This window comes from Xanthomonas sp. PPL134, from assembly GCF_040595915.1.
Taxonomy (GTDB): Bacteria; Pseudomonadota; Gammaproteobacteria; order Xanthomonadales; family Xanthomonadaceae; genus Xanthomonas_A; species Xanthomonas_A indica.
In genome coordinates this window covers 224,275-242,231 of sequence record NZ_JAMDLL010000003.1, presented here as the reverse complement: position 1 = coordinate 242,231, position 17,957 = coordinate 224,275, and the positions used below count along the sequence as shown (strand labels likewise).

Annotated in this window: 14 protein-coding genes; 8 read left to right on the top strand and 6 right to left on the bottom strand. The window is 70.8% G+C overall.

The features are described from left to right. Window positions 1–25: 25 nt before the first annotated feature. Window positions 26–484 (bottom strand): GNAT family N-acetyltransferase, encoded by a 459-nt coding sequence (locus M3U25_RS08945; RefSeq protein WP_355498227.1) that lies wholly within the window; start codon window positions 482–484, stop codon window positions 26–28. Between the two features lie 94 nt (window positions 485–578). Beyond that, complete coding sequence (locus tag M3U25_RS08940; RefSeq protein WP_355498230.1) at window positions 579–1,058, bottom strand: DUF3574 domain-containing protein; 480 nt, start codon at window positions 1,056–1,058, stop codon at window positions 579–581. A 244-nt stretch (window positions 1,059–1,302) separates the two neighbouring features. On the opposite strand from M3U25_RS08940, the gene M3U25_RS08935 reads away from it, so the two are divergent. The 6 genes from M3U25_RS08935 (at window position 1,303) to M3U25_RS08910 (ending at window position 12,844) form a co-directional block, all read left to right on the top strand. Beyond that, on the top strand, window positions 1,303–3,741 hold the full coding sequence (locus tag M3U25_RS08935) for a TonB-dependent receptor (RefSeq protein WP_355498233.1): 2,439 nt from the start codon (window positions 1,303–1,305) through the stop codon (window positions 3,739–3,741). Between the two features lie 163 nt (window positions 3,742–3,904). Beyond that, a complete protein-coding gene (gene otsB / locus M3U25_RS08930; protein ID WP_355498236.1) occupies window positions 3,905–4,657 on the top strand; it encodes a trehalose-phosphatase in 753 nt (250 codons plus the stop codon). 76 nt (window positions 4,658–4,733) lie between these two features. Beyond that, a complete protein-coding gene (locus M3U25_RS08925) occupies window positions 4,734–6,515 on the top strand; it encodes a glycoside hydrolase family 15 protein (protein WP_355498239.1) in 1,782 nt (593 codons plus the stop codon). Next, complete coding sequence (gene otsA / locus M3U25_RS08920; RefSeq protein ID WP_160948496.1) at window positions 6,512–7,882, top strand: alpha,alpha-trehalose-phosphate synthase (UDP-forming); 1,371 nt, start codon at window positions 6,512–6,514, stop codon at window positions 7,880–7,882. Before M3U25_RS08925 ends, otsA begins: the two co-directional genes overlap by 4 nt. 363 nt (window positions 7,883–8,245) lie before the next feature. Beyond that, a complete protein-coding gene (locus tag M3U25_RS08915) occupies window positions 8,246–10,678 on the top strand; it encodes a membrane-bound PQQ-dependent dehydrogenase, glucose/quinate/shikimate family (RefSeq protein ID WP_355498582.1) in 2,433 nt (810 codons plus the stop codon). Between the two features lie 309 nt (window positions 10,679–10,987). After that, window positions 10,988–12,844 carry a methyl-accepting chemotaxis protein gene (locus tag M3U25_RS08910; protein ID WP_355498243.1) on the top strand — a complete coding sequence of 619 codons (1,857 nt, stop codon included), beginning with the start codon at window positions 10,988–10,990 and terminating at the stop codon, window positions 12,842–12,844. 19 nt (window positions 12,845–12,863) lie between these two features. Here the strand turns inward: M3U25_RS08910 and M3U25_RS08905 are convergent, their stop codons facing one another. The 4 genes from M3U25_RS08905 to rluD all read right to left on the bottom strand — a co-directional run bounded on the left by M3U25_RS08905 (window position 12,864) and on the right by rluD (window position 15,714). Beyond that, on the bottom strand, window positions 12,864–13,283 hold the full coding sequence (locus M3U25_RS08905; protein WP_355498585.1) for a thiol-disulfide oxidoreductase DCC family protein: 420 nt from the start codon (window positions 13,281–13,283) through the stop codon (window positions 12,864–12,866). Between the two features lie 10 nt (window positions 13,284–13,293). Next, complete coding sequence (locus M3U25_RS08900) at window positions 13,294–13,836, bottom strand: DUF4166 domain-containing protein (RefSeq protein ID WP_160947592.1); 543 nt, start codon at window positions 13,834–13,836, stop codon at window positions 13,294–13,296. Beyond that, window positions 13,821–14,594: a peptidoglycan editing factor PgeF gene (gene pgeF / locus M3U25_RS08895; protein ID WP_355498247.1), complete on the bottom strand. Its 774-nt coding sequence runs from the start codon at window positions 14,592–14,594 to the stop codon at window positions 13,821–13,823. The genes M3U25_RS08900 and pgeF overlap by 16 nt, the downstream gene beginning before the upstream one ends. A gap of 112 nt (window positions 14,595–14,706) precedes the next feature. After that, complete coding sequence (rluD, locus tag M3U25_RS08890; RefSeq protein ID WP_160947590.1) at window positions 14,707–15,714, bottom strand: 23S rRNA pseudouridine(1911/1915/1917) synthase RluD; 1,008 nt, start codon at window positions 15,712–15,714, stop codon at window positions 14,707–14,709. Window positions 15,715–15,830: 116 nt separating this feature from the next. Between rluD and M3U25_RS08885 the strand changes: the two genes are divergently transcribed. Both M3U25_RS08885 and M3U25_RS08880 read left to right on the top strand, forming a co-directional pair. After that, a complete protein-coding gene (locus M3U25_RS08885) occupies window positions 15,831–16,706 on the top strand; it encodes an outer membrane protein assembly factor BamD (protein WP_019797124.1) in 876 nt (291 codons plus the stop codon). Between the two features lie 275 nt (window positions 16,707–16,981). After that, window positions 16,982–17,926 carry a hypothetical protein gene (locus M3U25_RS08880; protein WP_355498252.1) on the top strand — a complete coding sequence of 315 codons (945 nt, stop codon included), beginning with the start codon at window positions 16,982–16,984 and terminating at the stop codon, window positions 17,924–17,926. Window positions 17,927–17,957: the final 31 nt, after the last annotated feature.

The window sequence follows — 17,957 nt, the reverse complement described above, 5'->3', positions numbered from 1 at the left end:
GATGCCGTTTTCCGGGGCAGCGCGCCTACGGCGACAGCTCCAGATGCAGGAACTGGTTGAACGCGCTCGGCGCGTAGTCGCCGAACGCCGGCCCGTTGCGGAAGCCGCGTCGGCGATACAACGCCAGCGCCGGCTCGAACGCCGCGCCGCTGCCGGTCTCCAGGCTCAGCCGTTGCAGGCCTTCGGCGCGGGCGAGCGCGATCAGGTGGTCGAGCAGCGCCGCAGCCGCGCCCTGGCGGAGAAACGAAGGATGCGTGCGCATCGACTTCAGTTCGCCACCGCCATCGTCCAGCGTCCGCAACGCGCCGACCGCAACCAGCGCCTCGTCGCGCCACACGCTCCACACCCGCACCTGCGGCTGCCGCAGACCCGACAGGTCCAGCGCATACACGCTGCCCGGCGGCGACTGCGCATGCATCTGCTGCACGTGGTACTCCAGCAACCCGCGCACCGCCGGATCGTCGAGATCACCGGGCCGGATCACGAACGACCCCACCGTCACCGCAGCACCCCGCCCTTGCGAATCCCCGCTTTCCACAGCCGAACGGCTGGTCATCCCCACTCCCGAATCCCCGCAGTCAAAACGACACGTCCACCGCCTGCCGCGCCCACAGCACCGACTGGTGCCCGGTGGCCTGCTTCCATGCCAGCCGGATCGCCTCGATGTCGGCGCGGCGCTGCGGGGTGTCCTCGTGCAGGATCACCAGCACCTTGGTGTTGAGCCGGTTCGGCTCCTTGGCGCCACGGAACAGCCACTGGCCGTAAGCGTCGAACACGGTCAGACCATCGGGAAAGCGCGGCGTGACCTCCTTGTCCAGGAACGCGCGCCAGCGCGCCTCGCTGATCGGCTCGGCCTGCGGGCGGTCGGCCGGGCCGCTCTCCTCGCCCACGCCGAAGTACAGCTCGCTGCGCACCCAGCCGCTGGCCTGCGCCGGCCGCGCCGCATCGCCCTGCATGGTCGCGCTGACCTTGCTCGACGGGGTCGGCGTGGACGGCGCGACGCTGGCGCAAGCGCCCAGGGCCAGGAGGACGGCGATCAACGGGGCACGCAGCAGCATTGGCAGGGTCTCGGTGGGAACGGAAAGGGAGCGGGCGATCGTAGGCCAGGCGCGGTCCGGACCCGGATAACCGGCGGGCATGAGCTCATGCCCGACAGCACCGAACACGCGGCTCGCACATCGCCTTAACGTCGGGCTAATATATCGCTTCATCCGGATGGATGCAGCAACCTTTGCCGACCCCAGTCGCCGCCACGGCCGGCGCGGCCGGTCTTGATGGTCATCGTTTCAGGAGAGAACCCCCATGTCGTCCCCGTTCGTCAGGCCGTTGAGCCTGGCCATCGCCCTGGCCCTGGCGGCCCCCGCCCTCGCCCAGGAGGCCGCCCCCGCCACCGCGACCAATCTGGACACGGTGATCGTCACCGGCACCCGCGCCAGCGGCCGCACCGTGCTCGAATCCACCGCCCCGGTGGACGTGCTCAGCGCCGAGGACATCCGCAAGGCCGGCGTGGTCAACGGCGAACTCGGCAGCGCGCTGCAGGCGCTGCTGCCCTCCTTCAACTTCCCGCGCCAGTCCAACTCCGGCGGCGCCGACCACGTGCGCGCCGCGCAGTTGCGCGGGCTCTCGCCCGATCAGGTGCTGGTGCTGGTGAACGGCAAGCGCCGCCACACCTCGGCGCTGGTCAACACCGACAGCAAGATCGGCAAGGGCACCACGCCGGTGGACTTCAACGCCATCCCGATCAGCGCGATCAAGCGCATCGAGGTGCTGCGCGACGGCGCCGGCGCGCAGTACGGCTCCGACGCGGTGGCCGGGGTGATCAACGTGATCCTGGACGACGACCCGGACAGCGGCGCGCTGGAAGCCAGCTATGGCGCCAACCATACCGACGTCAAGCCGATCCACCGCACCCTCACCGACGGCCAGACCGGCTATGCCAGCGGCAAGGTCGGCACGCGCCTGGGCGAGGACGGCGGCTTCTTCAAGGTCGGCCTGGAGCTGAAGAATCACGAGGCCACCAACCGCGCCGGCTTCGACCAGATCCCCTCGTTCGAGGAGCAGACCCCGGCCAACCTGGCGCTGGCCGGCAAGCGCAACTACGCGCTCGGCGACGGCGCCAGCAAGGATCTCAACGCCTGGCTCAACGGCAAGCTGCCGTTCGGCCAGGGCAGCGAGGTCTATGCCTTCGGCACCTACAACCAGCGCGACACGCAGGGCGACAACTACTTCCGCTACCCCGACGGTGCCGCCAACTGGACCCAGGTGTATCCGCAGGGCTACCGCCCGGTGTCGCTGGGCGAGAACCGCGACCTGCAGGCGGTGGTCGGCGCGCGCGGCCAGTGGGGCGAATGGGCCTACGACGCCAGCCTCGACTACGGCCGCAACGACTTCACCTACCGGCTCAAGCACTCGCTCAACGCCTCGCTGGGCCCGGGCAGCCCGACCCGCTTCAAGACCGGCGACTACGCGTTCGAGCAAGGCGTGGCCAACCTCGACCTGAGCCGCAGCTTCGACGCCGCCGGCGCCACCCACACCCTGGGTACCGGCGTGGAGCTGCGCCGCGAGCACTACCGCACCCGTCCGGGCGACCCGGCCAGCTACGCCGCTGGCCCCTACACCGACCGTCCCACCGGCGCCCAGGCCGGCGGCGGCCTGACCCCGCAGGACGCGGCCGACCTGTCGCGCAACGTCGCCAGCGTCTACGCCAGCGTGTCCAGCCAATTCGGCGACAAGCTCTCCACCGACCTGGCCGCGCGCTACGAGCACTACCAGGATTTCGGCGGCGAACTGACCGGCAAGCTGGCCGCGCGCTACGAGTTCGTCCCGGCGTTCGCCCTGCGCGGCGCGATCTCCAACAACTTCCGCGCGCCGTCGCTGAGCCAGATCGGCTACGAAGCCAGCTCCACCGGCTACAACGCCAACGGCCAGTTGCTGCAGGGCCGCCTGCTCTCGGTCGACAACCCGATCGCGCAGGCGCTGGGCGCCCGCACGCTGCAGCCGGAAAAGTCGCGCAACTACAGCCTGGGCTTCACCAGCCGCGTCGGCAGCCATTTCGACCTGTCGCTGGACCTGTTCCAGATCGACATCGACAAGCGCATCGCGCTGTCGGAAAGCATCGACGGCGACGCCCTGACCGACTTCGTCGCGCAGCGCTTCGGCATCACCGGCCTGCAGAGCGCCAGCTTCTTCGTCAACGCCGCCGACACCCGCACCCGCGGCGCCGAACTGGTCAGCAACTGGCGGCAGGCACTGGGCGATGGCCAACTGCAGTTGACCGGCACCTGGAGCTACGCCAAGACCGAACTGGAGAACGTGGTCGCCACGCCGGCGCAGCTGCTGGCACTGAATCCGGACTACGTGCTGTTCGGCGTGGAAGAGCGCAACACCCTGACCGAAGCGACCCCACGCACCCGCGCGCAGCTGGCGGCGAACTGGAGCGATGCGCGCTGGTCGCTGCAGACCCGCGTCACCCGCTACGGCAGCGCCACCCGCGTGTTCGACTTCGGCGGCGGCTTCGCCCCGGAACAGACCTACAGCGCCAAGTGGCAACTCGACGCCGAGGTCGAATACCACCTCACCCCGCAGTGGAGCGTGGCGGTGGGCGGACAGAACCTCACCGACGCCTACGCCGACCGCTCCAAGCCGGACATCGCCTACTTCGGCAACCTGCCCTACGACGTGCTCTCGCCGATCGGCAGCAACGGCGCTTACTACTATGGGCGGGTGCGGTACACCTTCTGACGAAGGTGTGGGGAATGGGGAGACGGGAATCGGGAATGGGTAAAAGCAACAGCAGCGCGCGCATGCACCGCTTTTGCTCCTCCCATTCCCGTTTCCCCATTCCCGTTTCCCGGCCCCCGACCAATCCACCTGGCGCTAACGCTGTCTCGTTCATCATGAAAGGATGGCAGACGCGCTCCCCCTCCGACCGCCGCCGCCGCGCCTGGACGATGCCTGCGCATTGTTCCTGGACGTGGACGGCACTCTCATCGCCTTTGCCGAACGCCCCGACCAGGTGCAGTTGCTGCCCGAGGTCCGTGAGGCGATCGGCCGCCTGCACCAGCGCCTCGGCGGCGCGGTGGCGTTGGTCAGCGGACGTCCGCTGACGCAACTGGATGCCCTGTTCGCGCCGCTGCGGCTGCCTGCCGCCGGCCTGCACGGCCACGAGTTGCGCAGCGACGCCGACGCGCAGGCGGCGATGCCCGCCGATACCTCGCAGTTTCTGCATGCGCTGCATGCGCGCGCCGCGCACCTGCGCCAGGCGCATCCGGGCGTGCTGGTCGAAGACAAGGGCGCGAGCATGGCGCTGCACTGGCGCGCGGCGCCGAGCGCCGCCGAGGCGGTGCTTGGGTTCGCCCACGCCCAGATCGCCGACCTGCCCGGTTACCGCCTGCAGCCCGGCGACCACGTGGTCGAGTTCGTGCCCGAAGGCAGCGACAAGGGCGTGGCGCTGACCACGCTGCTGCAGCAGCCGCCGTTCCGCGGCCGCCGCCCGGTGTTCGTCGGCGACGATCTCACCGACGAGTTCGGCTTCGCCGCGGCCAACCAGGCCGGCGGCTGGAGCGTGCTGGTCGGCACCCGCGCCGACAGCGTCGCCACCTATGCGCTGCCCGATCCACGCGGCGTACACGCCTGGCTGCGCGATGACGCCGGATGAGGGCGCCGCCGCGCCCGCCCGCCTGCGTCCCGTGGCCGCTTCCCCCACTGCTTCCGCACAAGGATCCGTCCGTTCCATGAGTTCCCCCAATCTCGACCTCGGCGTCATCGGCAACGGCAGCTTCGGCGCCCTGATCGACAAACGGGCCAGCGTGGTGTGGAGCTGCCTGCCGGCCTTCGACGGCGACCCGGCGTTCTGCGCCCTGCTCTCCCCGCGCGCGCATCCCGGCGGCGATTTCAGCATCGAGCTGGAAGACTTCGTCGACAGCGACCAGCACTACCTGGCCAATACCGCGATCCTGCGCACGGTGCTGCGCGATGCCCACGGCGGCGCGGTGGAAGTGATCGACTTCGCGCCGCGCTGGCGCAACCACGGCCGCTTCTACCGCCCGGTCAGCATCATCCGCCAGGTGCGGCCGCTGGCCGGCAACCCCCGCATCCGCGTACGCGCACGGCCGCTGGCCGACTGGGGTGCGCGCCAGCCGGAGAGCACCTGGGGCAGCAACCACGTGCGCTGGCTGCTGCCGGACTTCACCCTGCGCCTGACCACCGACGTGCCGGTGCGCTTCATCCGCGACGAGTTGCCGTTCGTGCTCGCCCACCCGGTCAACCTGATGCTGGGCGTGGACGAATCGCTGACCCGCTCGCTGACCGGCTACATCCAGGAGGCGCAGGAGCGCACCGAGGAATACTGGCGCGAGTGGGTGCGCTACCTGTCGGTGCCGCTGGACTGGCAGGACGCGGTGATCCGCAGCGCCATCACCCTGAAGCTGTGCCAGTACGAGGACAGCGGCGCGATCATCGCGGCGATGACCACCTCCATTCCGGAAGCGCCGGACACCCCGCGCAACTGGGACTACCGCTACTGCTGGCTGCGCGACGCCGCCTTCGTGGTGCGTGCGCTGAACCGGCTCGGCGCCACCCGCACCATGGAGCAGTTCCTCGGCTACATCTTCAACATCGCCACCACCGACGGCAGCCTGCAGCCGCTGTACGGCATCGGCTTCGAGGCGGCGCTGGAGGAACACGAGGTCGAGTCGCTGGCCGGCTACCGCGGCATGGGCCCGGTGCGGCGCGGCAACCTGGCCTGGATCCAGAAGCAGCACGACGTGTACGGCAGCGTGGTGCTGGCCTCCACCCAGCTGTTCTTCGACCTGCGCCTGAAGGACCCCGGCGACACCCACACCTTCCTGCGCCTGGAGCCGCTGGGCGAGCGCGCCTTCGCGCTGCACGACGTGCCCGACGCCGGCCTGTGGGAGTTCCGCGGCCGTGCCGAGGTGCACACCTACACCAGCGCGATGTGCTGGGCCGCCTGCGACCGCCTGGCCAAGATCGCCGCGCGCCTGGGCCTGGACGAGCGCGTGGCGCACTGGCGCGAGCGCGCCGACCGCATCCACGCGCGCGTGCTGGCCGAGGCCTGGAGCGCGGAGCTGGGGCACTTCACCGACACCTTCAACGGCCACCGGCTGGACGCCTCGCTGCTGTTGCTGGCCGACATCGGCTTCATCGCCCCGGACGATCCGCGCTTCATCGCCACGGTCGAGGCGATCGGCCGCGACCTCAAGCATGGCGATGCGCTGTACCGCTACGTGGCGCCGGACGACTTCGGCGAACCGGAGACGAGCTTCACCATCTGCACGTTCTGGTACATCGACGCGCTGGCCGCGATCGGCCGCAAGGAGGAAGCGCGCGAGCTGTTCGAGCGCATCCTCGCCCGGCGCAATCACCTGGGCCTGCTGTCGGAGGATCTGGCCTTCGACAATGGCGAAGCCTGGGGCAATTTTCCGCAGACCTATTCGCATGTCGGCCTGATCATCGCCGCCATGCGCTTGTCGCGCAGTTGGCAGGAGGCATCATGAGCAGACTGGTCGTGGTATCCAACCGTGTCGCACTGCCCGGCGAGAACCGCGCCGGCGGCCTGGCGGTGGGCTTGCTGGCGGCGCTGAAGGAACGCGGCGGTGTCTGGTTCGGCTGGAGCGGCAAGACCGTGCGCGGCGACAGCGGCGCCATGCACGAGCAGACCCAGGGCGACATCCGCTTCGTCACCATGGACCTCAATCGCGCGGATCTGGACGCGTACTACAACGGCTTCGCCAATCGCACGCTGTGGCCGCTGCTGCACTTCCGCCTGGACCTGGTCGACTACGACCGCGCCACCCGCGAGGGCTACCGCCGGGTCAACGCCATGTTCGCCGACAAGCTCGCGCCGATGCTGCGCGAGGACGATACGGTGTGGATCCACGACTATCACCTGATCCCGCTGGCCTCGCTGCTGCGCGAGCGCGGCATCGGCTGTCGCATCGGCTTCTTCCTGCACGTGCCGTTCCCCTCGGCCGACCTGATCCAGGCGCTGCCGGACCACGCGCGACTGTTCTCCGGCTTCTACGCCTACGACCTGATCGGCTTCCAGACCCGCCGCGACGTCGACCGTTTCCAGGCCTACGTGCGCCTGTTCGGCGGCGGCAAGGTGATCAAGGACGGCGTGCTGGAAGCGCCGGGCGGCCGCCGTTTCCGCGCAGCCATGTTCCCGATCGGCATCGACACCGAACTGATCGCGCAGCAGGCGCGTGCGGCGATGTCCAAGCCGGCGGTGCGCGACCTGCGCAGCAGCCTGCGCGATCGCCAGCTGGCGATCGGCGTGGACCGACTGGACTACTCCAAGGGCCTGCCGGAACGCTTCCTCGGCTTCGAGCGCTACCTGGAGCGGCATGCGGACCAGCGCGGCAGCCTCACCTACCTGCAGATCGCGCCGGTCTCGCGCGGCGACGTCACCGAGTACAAGCAACTGCGCAACCAGCTCGAGCAGATCGCCGGCCACATCAACGGCGGCCATGCCGAGCCGGACTGGACGCCACTGCGCTACGTCAACCGCAACTTCACCCACGCCACCCTGACCGGCTTCTACCGCGCCGCGCAGGTCGGCCTGGTGACGCCGCTGCGCGACGGCATGAACCTGGTGGCCAAGGAATACGTGGCCGCGCAGGACCCGGAGAATCCCGGCGTGCTGGTGCTGTCGCTGCTGGCCGGCGCCGCCGACGAACTGAAGGAAGCGCTGCTGGTCAATCCGCACGACCTGGACGGCGTCGCCGACGCCATCGCCACCGGCGCGTCGCTGCCCAAGGCCAAGCGCATCGAACGCTGGCAGGCGATGATGGATCACCTGCGCAAGCACGACATCAACGCCTGGCGCCAGCGCTATCTGCAGGCGCTGGAAAGCCTGCGCTAGCGGCGGCACGCGCTTCGCACGACGTCGCGCGCCCCGCGCCTGCGCGCGCCGCGATCTGCCTCACCACGTCACCATGCGGCGTCCGCCACGGCGCCGCATGACGCACTGTTCCGCGTGCCGTCACGGCCCGACGACCTGCACCGCCTAAAATAGCCTGCACGCGCCGCGCCGATTCCGCTGCTTTCCCAGAACGCGGCAGCGCGGTCGCTGCCTTGCGATGCGCGCCGCGGTTGCGGCCCTGCCCTCGCCTTCCCCCCTCCACGATCCGCCTGCACCGCCGCCATTCGCGCCACGCGCCAGGGATCCTCGTCGGATGTTTCGCTCATGACTGCTGCTTCCTCCCCACCCGGACCTGGCCGCTGGCTGTTCGCCGGCTACGCCATCCTCATCGCCGTGATCGGCGTCGCGCTCGCCGTCATGGGCGGGCAACTCGTCGCCGTCGGCGGCTCCTGGTACTACCTGCTCGCCGGCGTGGCGCTGGCCGTGTCCGGCCTGATGCTCGCACTGGGCCGCAGCGTCGGCCTGTGGCTGTTCGGCGTCACCCTGGCCGCCACCATCGCCTGGGCCCTGGCCGAGGTCGGCCTGGACGGCTGGGCACTGATCCCGCGCCTGGCGATGATCTCGGTGCTGGGCCTGCTGCTGTTGCCGTTCTGGAAGGTGGCGCGCTGGCGCCTGGCGCCGGTCTCCGGCATCGGCTACCTGCTGGTCGCTGGCGTGCTGCCGGTGCTCGGCGCGGCGCTGGTGTTCGTGCCGCTGCTGTTCCCGCGCACGGTGGAACTGGCCGACCCCGGCCTGGCTGCGCAGCGCCCGCAGGCCGCCTTCAGCCGCGCCACGGTGGACAGCCCCGACGGCAACGTCGCCGGCAACCACGACGCCGGCAACTGGACCGCCTATGCCGGGTCCAACCTGTCCAACCACTACAGCCCCGGCGCACAGATCACCCCGGACAACGTCAAGGACCTGAAGATCGCCTGGGAATTCCACACCGGCGACCTCAAGCCGGCCGGCTCCAAGCTCGGCTACGCGTTCCAAAATACCCCGCTGAAGGTCGGCGACCTGGTCTACATCTGCACGCCCACGCAGAAGGTGATCGCGGTGGAGGCCACCACCGGCAAGGAGCGCTGGCGCTTCGATCCGCACACCGACCCGAAGGCCATGGCCGGTGTCGCCGCCACCACCTGTCGCGGCGTGTCCTACTTCGAGGCCACCACGCCGGTCGCCGAGTGCGCCAAGCGCATCTTCTGGCCGATGGTGGACGGCCGCCTGGGCGCGCTCGACGCGCTCACCGGCAAGCTCTGCGACAGCTTCGGCAGCCACGGCTATGTCGACCTGAACAAGGACACCGGCAACACCAAGCCCGGCTTCGTCGGCCCGACCTCGCCGCCGGTGGTGATGCGCGGCGTGGTGATCCAGCCCACCGGGCAGGTCCGCGACGGCCAGGAGCGCGATGCGCCGTCCGGCGTGGTGCGCGCCTTCGATGCGGTCAGCGGGCAGCTGCGCTGGGCCTGGGACCTGGGCAACCCGACGATCGATGCGGCCCCGCCGGCCGGGCAGACCTACACCCGCTCGACCCCGAACGTGTGGTCGCTGATGGCCGCCGACGACCAGCTGGGCCTGGTCTACCTGCCCACCGGCAACGCCTCCGGGGATTTCTTCGGCAGGCAGCGCACGCCGCAGGAAGAGGAGTACACCGCCTCGCTGGTCGCGCTGGATGCGGCCACCGGCAAGGAGCGCTGGCATTTCCGCACCATCAACCACGACCTGTGGGACTACGACATCGGCCCGCAGCCGAACCTGGTGGACTTCCCGGTCCCCGGCGGCGGCACCCGCCCGGCGGTGATCCAGGCCACCAAGTCCGGCCAGGTGTTCGTGCTCGACCGCGAGACCGGCGCACCGATCATGCCGGTGGAGCAGAAGCCGGTGCCGCAGGGCACCGACCACGGCGACTGGACCGCCAGGACCCAGCCGGTGTCGCCGGGCATGCCCAACACCGTCGGCGCGCCCAGCCACGAGTACGAGACCCTGGTCGAATCCGATGCCTGGGGCATCACCCCGTTCGACCAGCTGGTGTGCCGCATCCAGTTCAAGCGGCTGCGCTACGAGGGCATGTTCACCCCGCCGAGCCTGGGCGGTTCGCTGGCTTTCACCGGCAACCACGGCGGCATCAACTGGGGCGGCGTGTCGGTGGACCTGCAGCGCGGCATCATGGTGATGAACAGCAACCGCCTGCCCTACACCGAGCAGGTGTATCCGCGCCAGGAAATGCAGGCGCTGGGCGTGGTGTCGGTGTTCAACGGCAAGAGCAGGACGCCCGGCTACATGGCCCAGGAAGGCTTGCCCTACGGCGCGCGCAAGGAGCCCTGGATGTCGCCGCTCAACACCCCGTGCGTGGCGCCGCCGTGGGGCTATATCTCCGGCGTGGACCTGCGCACCCAGCAGGTGATCTGGCGGCGTCCGCTGGGCACCGGCTACGACCAGGGCCCGATGGGCATTCCGTCGAAGATGAAGTTCGAACTGGGCACGCCCAACAACAGCGGCTCGCTGGCCACCGCCGGCGGCGTGACCTTCATCGGCGCGGCGCTGGACAACTTCCTGCGCGGCTACGACACCCAGACCGGCAAGCTGCTGTGGGAAGTGCGCGTGCCGGCCGGGCCGCAGGCCGCGCCGCTGAGCTACACCGTCGATGGCAAGCAGTACATCGTCGCCGCGATCGGCGGCCACGACCGCATGGACACCAAGGCCGGCGACAGCGTGATCGCCTGGACCCTGCCCGACGCGCAGGCGCCGGCCAAGTAAGCGTCCGCCCCATCCCGCGACCGGCCCACAGTGGGCCGGTGGCGAGGACGGTCAGCCCGGCCACGCTCGAGCCGGCACGCCCGTCTGGCCTGCCGCGGATTGCCCGCGCAGCGCCCACCCTGCTGCAGCGCATCACCGACTCGCGCCTTGCCGCCCACGCCGCACAGGCGTGCAGGTCATGTGAAGTTTCCGACGAACGGCAGCTGCCGGCGATCCAGCACACCGCGCAATGCGCAGATACTGGCTGTACCCCCGCGAGATCGCGTCGCCCCTGCGGCGTTGCCCGTTGTTTCCCAGCCGGTGCACACCATGCCCTCGCCATCCGCCGCTCTCCGCCCCACCATTCCCGCGTGGCTGCGCCCGCAGTCGGCGCTGCTCGTCCTGGCCCACGTGTTGGTGCTGCTGGCGCTGACTGCCTACGCGCTGCAGGTCGGCCGCACGGTCGGGCCGACCGGATCGGCGTTGCCGCGCGTGCTGCCGGCGCTACTGGTTGCAGCCGCGGTCGCCGCGGCGCTGGCCTGGGCCGGCAGACGCAGCGCGCCACGCGCCCTGGACCGGGCCACGCAGGCGCTGCAGGCGCTGGGCGAAGGCCGCTTCGAGTACCGCATGGACCTGGCCGGCGATGCGGCCGAGGTGGCCTTGCTGCGCGCGGTGCAGAACGCACAACACGCGCTGGCCGCACGCCAGGCGCAGACCGAGGCGGAACTGCGCCATGGCCGCTTCGTGATCCAGGCGCTGGACGATCTCGACACCATGGTGCGCATCGCCGACGACGATGGCCGCGTGCATTTCGCCAACCGCAAGCTGCTGCAGATGCTGCAGACCATCGAACCGGACGTGCAGCGCTTCCGCCCGGAATTTCGCGCCGAGCAGTTCGTCGGCGGCAGCATCGGCGACATCTATCCGGACAGCCAGGCGGCGATCGCCCGCATGCGTGCGCTGACCGGCTCCAAGCGCGTGCGCGCGCCGTTCTTCGGCCGCCAGATCGATTTCGTGTACAGCCCGATCAACGGCGCCGACGGCCGCCGCCTCGGCACTATCGCGCAGTGGGAAGAGGTGACCGCGCAGGTCAGCGCCGAACAGGCGCTGGCCACGGTGATCGAGGCCGCCGCGCGCGGCGATTTCAGTCAGCGCATCGAGACGGCGGCGATGGACGGGGTGCTCAAGTCGCTGGCCGAAGGCGTCAACCGCATCGCCGATGCGGTGGAGAGCAACCTGGCGCACCTGGCGGCGGCACTGGCGGCGCTGGCCGAGGGCGACCTCACCCATCGCGTCGACGGCCAGGCCCAGGGCGTGTTCGCGCAGTTGCGCGAGGACACCAACCGCACCGTGGCCAAGCTCACCGAGATCATCGTCGGCATCCAGGACGCGGCCGAGACCATCCGCCGCGCCGCCGCGGAAATCGCCGCGGGCAACACCGACCTGTCCGATCGCACCGAGCAGCAGGCGGCGAGCCTGGAAGAGACCGCCAGTTCGATGGAGGAACTGACCTCGGCGGTGAAGCAGAACGCGGACAACGCGCAGCAGGCCAACGGCCTGGTGCAGAACACCGGCGAGATCGCCCGGTCCGGTGGACAGGTGATGGACGAGGTGGTGGCGACGATGCGCGCGATCAGCGCGTCCTCGCAGCGCATCGGCGAGATCATCGGAGTGATCGACGGCATCGCCTTCCAGACCAACATCCTGGCGCTCAACGCCGCGGTGGAGGCCGCACGCGCCGGCGAACAGGGCCGCGGTTTCGCCGTGGTCGCCACCGAAGTGCGTTCCCTGGCGCAGCGCTCGGCCGATGCGGCCAAGGAGATCAAGGACCTGATCGAGGCGTCCACGCGCACCGTCGGCGAAGGTGCGGCACTGGTCAACCGTGCCGGCGCCACCATGCACGAGATCGTCGGTTCGGTGCAGCGGGTGACCGGCCTGATCGGCGAGATCAGCGCCGCCAGCGGCGAGCAGTCCAGCGGCATCGAACAGGTCAACCGCACCGTGGCGCAGCTGGACGAAGTGACCCAGCGCAACGCCGCCCTGGTCGAGGAAGCCACCGCCGCCGCACGCAGCATGGAGGAACAGGCCGGCGGCCTGGCCGCGGCGGTCGGCGTGTTCCGCCTCGACAGCCGCCGTGCCGGCGCTGCCGACGGCAAGGTGCTGCCGTTCGCGCGCGGCAGCGGCTGAGCCGGTCCGCCCAGCGCGCTCACTCCAGGAAACGCGCGCGCTGTTGCGGCTCCGGCAGGAAACACTGCGCGGTGGTGCCGAACCAGCGATGGCGGTTGCGCGCCAGCAGCCGATAGCCGGCGTCGCGCCAGCGCCGCGGCAGCAGGCGCAGCGCCGCGACGCTGCGCCACACCCCGCCAAGCCCGGCGATCACCGCGATCGCCGCGTCCGAGTCGGTGAGTGCAGCATCTGGCGTCAGCAGCAGGAACGACAGCGGATCGGCCGGATCCAGCCCGTGGTCGCGCAACAGCGCGCTGCCGCGCGGCGACTGCATCGCCGCAAAGCGGTAGCGGCCGCGGCGGTCATGGCGCAGCAGGAACCGCACCCAGCGGCTGCACAGCGCACACACCCCGTCGAACACGACGATGGCCGCGTCCTCCGGCGCCGTGGGCGTCACCACCGGCGGCGGCTCAGGCCGGCGCAAGCCAGCCCTCGTAGCGGATGAACGGGCCGATCCACGGCAGCGTCACCGCAATCAGAAACGCATAGCGGCCGTCGCGCTGGTCTTCGCGGCAGTGCACGCCGGCCAGCCAGCGCCGCGGCAGCGGCAGCACGCCGAACGCCCAGGCCCGCGCCGCGCGCCATTCGATGCCCGCGCCGTCGACCCGCAGGGCGAATTCGAACACCACCGCACCCAGGCGCTCGCGCAGCCGGCCGCGGTGCAGCCACAGCCGCGAGGGCATGGCATGCCGACCGAAACGGCGCTCCCAGCACTCCCCGCGCGCGTCGGCGCGGAACACCACCTCCACCGGCGTGGCCGGTCCGGTGCGCGGCAGCCGCACCAGCCACGCGCACAGCGGCAGCAGCGGATGTCGGCCGCGGGCGACCTCGGCCTGGCCGACGTAGCGCGACCGCGGCCCCGGCGTGTGCAGCGCGCGCAGCACCGGCGGCAACTGCGCGAACGCCGGCCCCAGCACCTGCGCGAACAGCGGCGCGGTCAGGGCGCGATCCACGCCAGGGTCGCCATGCGCCCGCTGCGGCGGTCGCGCCGGTAGGAGTAGAAGCGCTGCGCGTCGGCGATGGTGCACAGGCCGCCGCCGTGGACCTGGTCCGGCGCCATGCCGGCCGCGACCAGGCGCTGCCGCGCCAGCGCGTACAGGTCCACCAACCAGTGCTCGGGACGGGTCGCGACGAAGGCGCTGGCCGCGGCCGGATCGTGGCGCAGGAAGGCCTCGCGGACGTCGACGCCGATCTCGTAGCGCTGCGGCCCGGCGGCCGGGCCGAGCCAGGCCTGCAGTTGCGCCGGGGGGGTGCGCAGCGCGGCGACGGTGGCCTCCAGCACGCCGCCGGCCAGGCCCTGCCAGCCGGCATGCGCGGCGCCCACCTCGCTGCCGTCGCGGGCGGCAAACACCACCGGCAGGCAGTCGGCGGTCAGGATCGCCAGCACCACGCTCGGTTCGGCGGTGACCGCGGCATCGGCGGTCGGCTCGGCGTCGATGCCAATGGCGTGCGGCGGCCCGTCGAAGCGCAGCACCTGCACCCCGTGCACCTGCCGCAGCCAGTGCGGCGGCGTCGGCAGCGCCAGCCGCACGGCCAGTTCGTCGCGGTTGCGCTGCACCGTGGCCGGGTCGTCGCCGTCGGCGGCACTGCGGTTGCCCAGGTTGAAGCGGTCGAACGGCGGCTGCGAGGCGCCAGCGCCAGTCCGCAGGGTGGTCAGCGCGTGGACCCGCGGCGGGACCGGCCAATCGGCCTGCAAGGCGAAGTCCGGCATCAGCAGCACCCTCGGCCGACAGCGGCCGCCTTGCCGCTTCGCGGGCGTCCCCGGCCGCAGCCCGAGACGGTGCCGCGTGCCACGGCGCAGGAACCCGGCGACGTGGCCATGCTCAGCGCCGCGCCCGCTCGGCCGCCGCCTGCGCATCCGCGCGCAGGGAGGCCATCAGCTGCTGCAGGTCGGCCGGCACTGCGGCGGTGGCGCGGACCGGTTCGCCACTCAGCGGATGCTTGAACTCCAGGGTCTCGGCGTGCAGCGCCTGGCGCTTGAAGCCGCGCAGTTCGCCGATCAGTTCCTCGCTTGCGCCCTTGGGCAGCTTGAGCGGGCCGCCGTACAGCGGGTCGCCGACGATGGGGTGCTTCAGGTGCGCCATGTGCACGCGGATCTGGTGGGTGCGGCCGGTCTCCAGGCGGCATTCCAGGGCCGTATGCGCACGGAAGCGCTCGCGCAGCCGGTAGTGGGTGACCGCGTCGCGGCCGTCCTCGCGCACCGCCATGCGCAGGCGGTCGCGCGGATGGCGGTCGATCGGCGCGTTGGCGGTGCCGCCGGAGACCAGCGCCCCGACCACCACCGCCAGGTACTGCCGGTGCACGTCGCGCGCGGACAGCTGCGCCACCAGCGAGGTGTGCGCCTGCAGGGTCCGCGCCACCACCATGGCGCCGCTGGTGTCCTTGTCCAGGCGGTGCACGATGCCGGCGCGCGGCAGCGCCGACAGCCCCGGATCGCGGTACAGCAAGGCGTTGACCAGGGTGCCGCTGGGGTTGCCGGCGCCCGGGTGCACCACCAGCCCGGCCGGCTTGTTCAGCACGATGACCTGGTCGTCCTCGTAGAGCACCTCCAGCGGGATGTCCTCGGGCAGGGCGTGGGTCTGGGTATCCAGCACCGCATGCAGGCTGGCGATCTCGCCGCCGCGCAGCGGATCGCGCGGCCGCGCCGGGGCGCCGTCGAGCAGGGCGTCGCCGGATTTGATCCATTCGGCCAGGCGCGAGCGCGAGTATTCGGGGAACAGTTCGGCCAGCACCGCGTCGAAACGGCGGCCGGCGGCATGGTCGGGCACGCGCGCCTGGCGCGGGCCGTCGCTGGCGGCGTCCTCGGGGAGGTCCGGGGGGGTATTGGGCATGGCAGGGGCACGGCTTGGGTCGGAAAAGGAGGGTCGCGGCGGCCGTAGTCAGTCGCAGGACAGGCCACTAGGCTATCATCGCCCCTTCGTATTCCTGCCCTGCCGCGCCCGAACCCATGATCCGACGCTCCGTCCCGCTGTCCGCGCACGTCCGTTTCATCGCCCTGCTGCTGGTCACGCTGGTCGTGGCGACGGGTTGCCACCGTCAGAAGAAGAACCCCGAGGAAGGGATGCCGGTGGAGCAGCTCTACCAGAAGGCGCATGCGCAGATGGAGAGCGGCAACTGGGCCGGCGCCGAGAGCAGCTTCAAGCGGCTGATCGCGCAGTACCCGTACGGCAACTACACCGAGCAGGCGATGATCGAGAGCGCCTACGCCCAGTACAAGGCCGGCAAGCACGACGACGCGGTGTCCACCATCGACCGCTTCATCCGCACCTATCCGACCCAGCGCAACATCGCCTACATGTACTACCTGCGCGGGTTGTCCAACTCCAACCGCGACACGGTGTTCCTGCGCCGGGTGTGGTCGCTGGATCCCAGCCGCCGCGACCTGTCCACCCCGCAGCAGGCCTACGCCGACTTCAACACCGTCGCCGAGCGCTACCCGAACAGCCGCTACGCCGCCGACGCGCGCGAGCGCATGATCGCCCTGCGCAACGTGTTCGCCCAGCACGAGCTGGACAACGCGCTGTACTACCTGCGTCGCGACGCCTGGGTGTCGGCCGCCTCGCGCGCCACCTACCTGCTAGAGACCTACCCGCAGAGCGCCTACCAGTACGACGCGGTGGCGGTGCTGGCCGATGCCTACACCCACCTCGGCAACAAGACCCTGGCCGCCGACGCGCGCCGCGTGCTGGAGCTCAACGATCCGCAGCATCCGTGGCTGACCGGCAACTGGCCGAAGTACCCGTGGATGATCCGCAAGCTCAATCCGTTCGCCGGCGAGAAGTCCGCCGCCACCGGACAGTCCAACTCGCAGATGCAGCGCTGATCCACCGCGCCGGCGGGATGTACACCGACAGGGGCCGCAAGGCCCCTGTCGCGTTCTGGGGGACCACTACGGCGCCGCCCTACCCTGCAATGGCGGGCCGATCCGGCACGGCACTCGGCGGCTGACACCCGCGGCAGCGCGACGGTGCCGGGCCTGCCCCGCGTCGCGGACTGCGACGCGCGCCCCAATCCGGACGATTGTCGGCCAGACCGCTGCGCAGCCTTGCTAGGCTGCCCCCACACCTCCTCCGTGCCGATCCGCTGGGACCCCTGCCCATGCCCATCCTGCGCCCGCTGTCGTGGTTGTTCGCCGCCGTCTTCTCCGCCGCCGCTCTGCCGGCCGCCGCAGCACCGGCCATCGTGTACGGCGTCAACGGCCACGACGGCCGCCAGGCCTACCCGCTCAGCCAGAGCGAGGCGGTGTTCCGTTTGCTCGACCAGCGCAACCTGCGCAGCTACCGCTTCGACGTCGACCCGCGCAACTTCACCGTGCTCGACAAGTTGGTGCAGCTCTCGCGCAAGTACAACATCGCGCTGCGGCCGATGGTGTATCCGATGTCGCAGGAGATCGGCTACGCGTTGGCGCGACGCTATGCCAACGACATCAAGGTCTGGGAGATCGGCAACGAGCAGGACCTGGACCGTGCCGCCGCCCCGGCGCGGATCGCGGCGATGACCACGATGTACCGCGGCATGAAGCAGGCCTCCGACGAAGTGGGCGCCGGCCTGCAGTTCACCATCAACATCACCGCCTGCAACAGCGACGATCATTCGGCCAACGCGCGCTGCCCCGGCGACCGCAACGGCTCGCTGTGGTTCCTCGACCAGGCCAAGGCCGCCGGCTTCGACTTCGACCGGATCAGCTTCCACTACTACGCCTTCCACGGCGAGCGCGGCTACTGGATGGACCTGTATCTCGGACAATTGCGCGCCGCCGCGCAGAAATACGGCACCAAGGTGTACGTCAACGAGCTCAACTGCGCCGAGATCTACACCGGCAACACCGATGGCGGCTACCCCGGCGACGGCGCCTGCTACGACAGCGTGGCGGAACTGCTGCAGACCCTGCGCAGCGACTACGCCGACGTGGTCGCCGAGATCAATCTCTACGAACTGCTCGACCAGCCGGACCAGCAGGGCGCGGAGGCCCATTTCGGCCTGATGTACGACCTGAGCCGGCCGAAGCCGACCCTGGGCCTGCTGACCGACGCCGCCCGCTGAGCGCGCCGCGTCTTCGCGCGGCGTGGTCCCC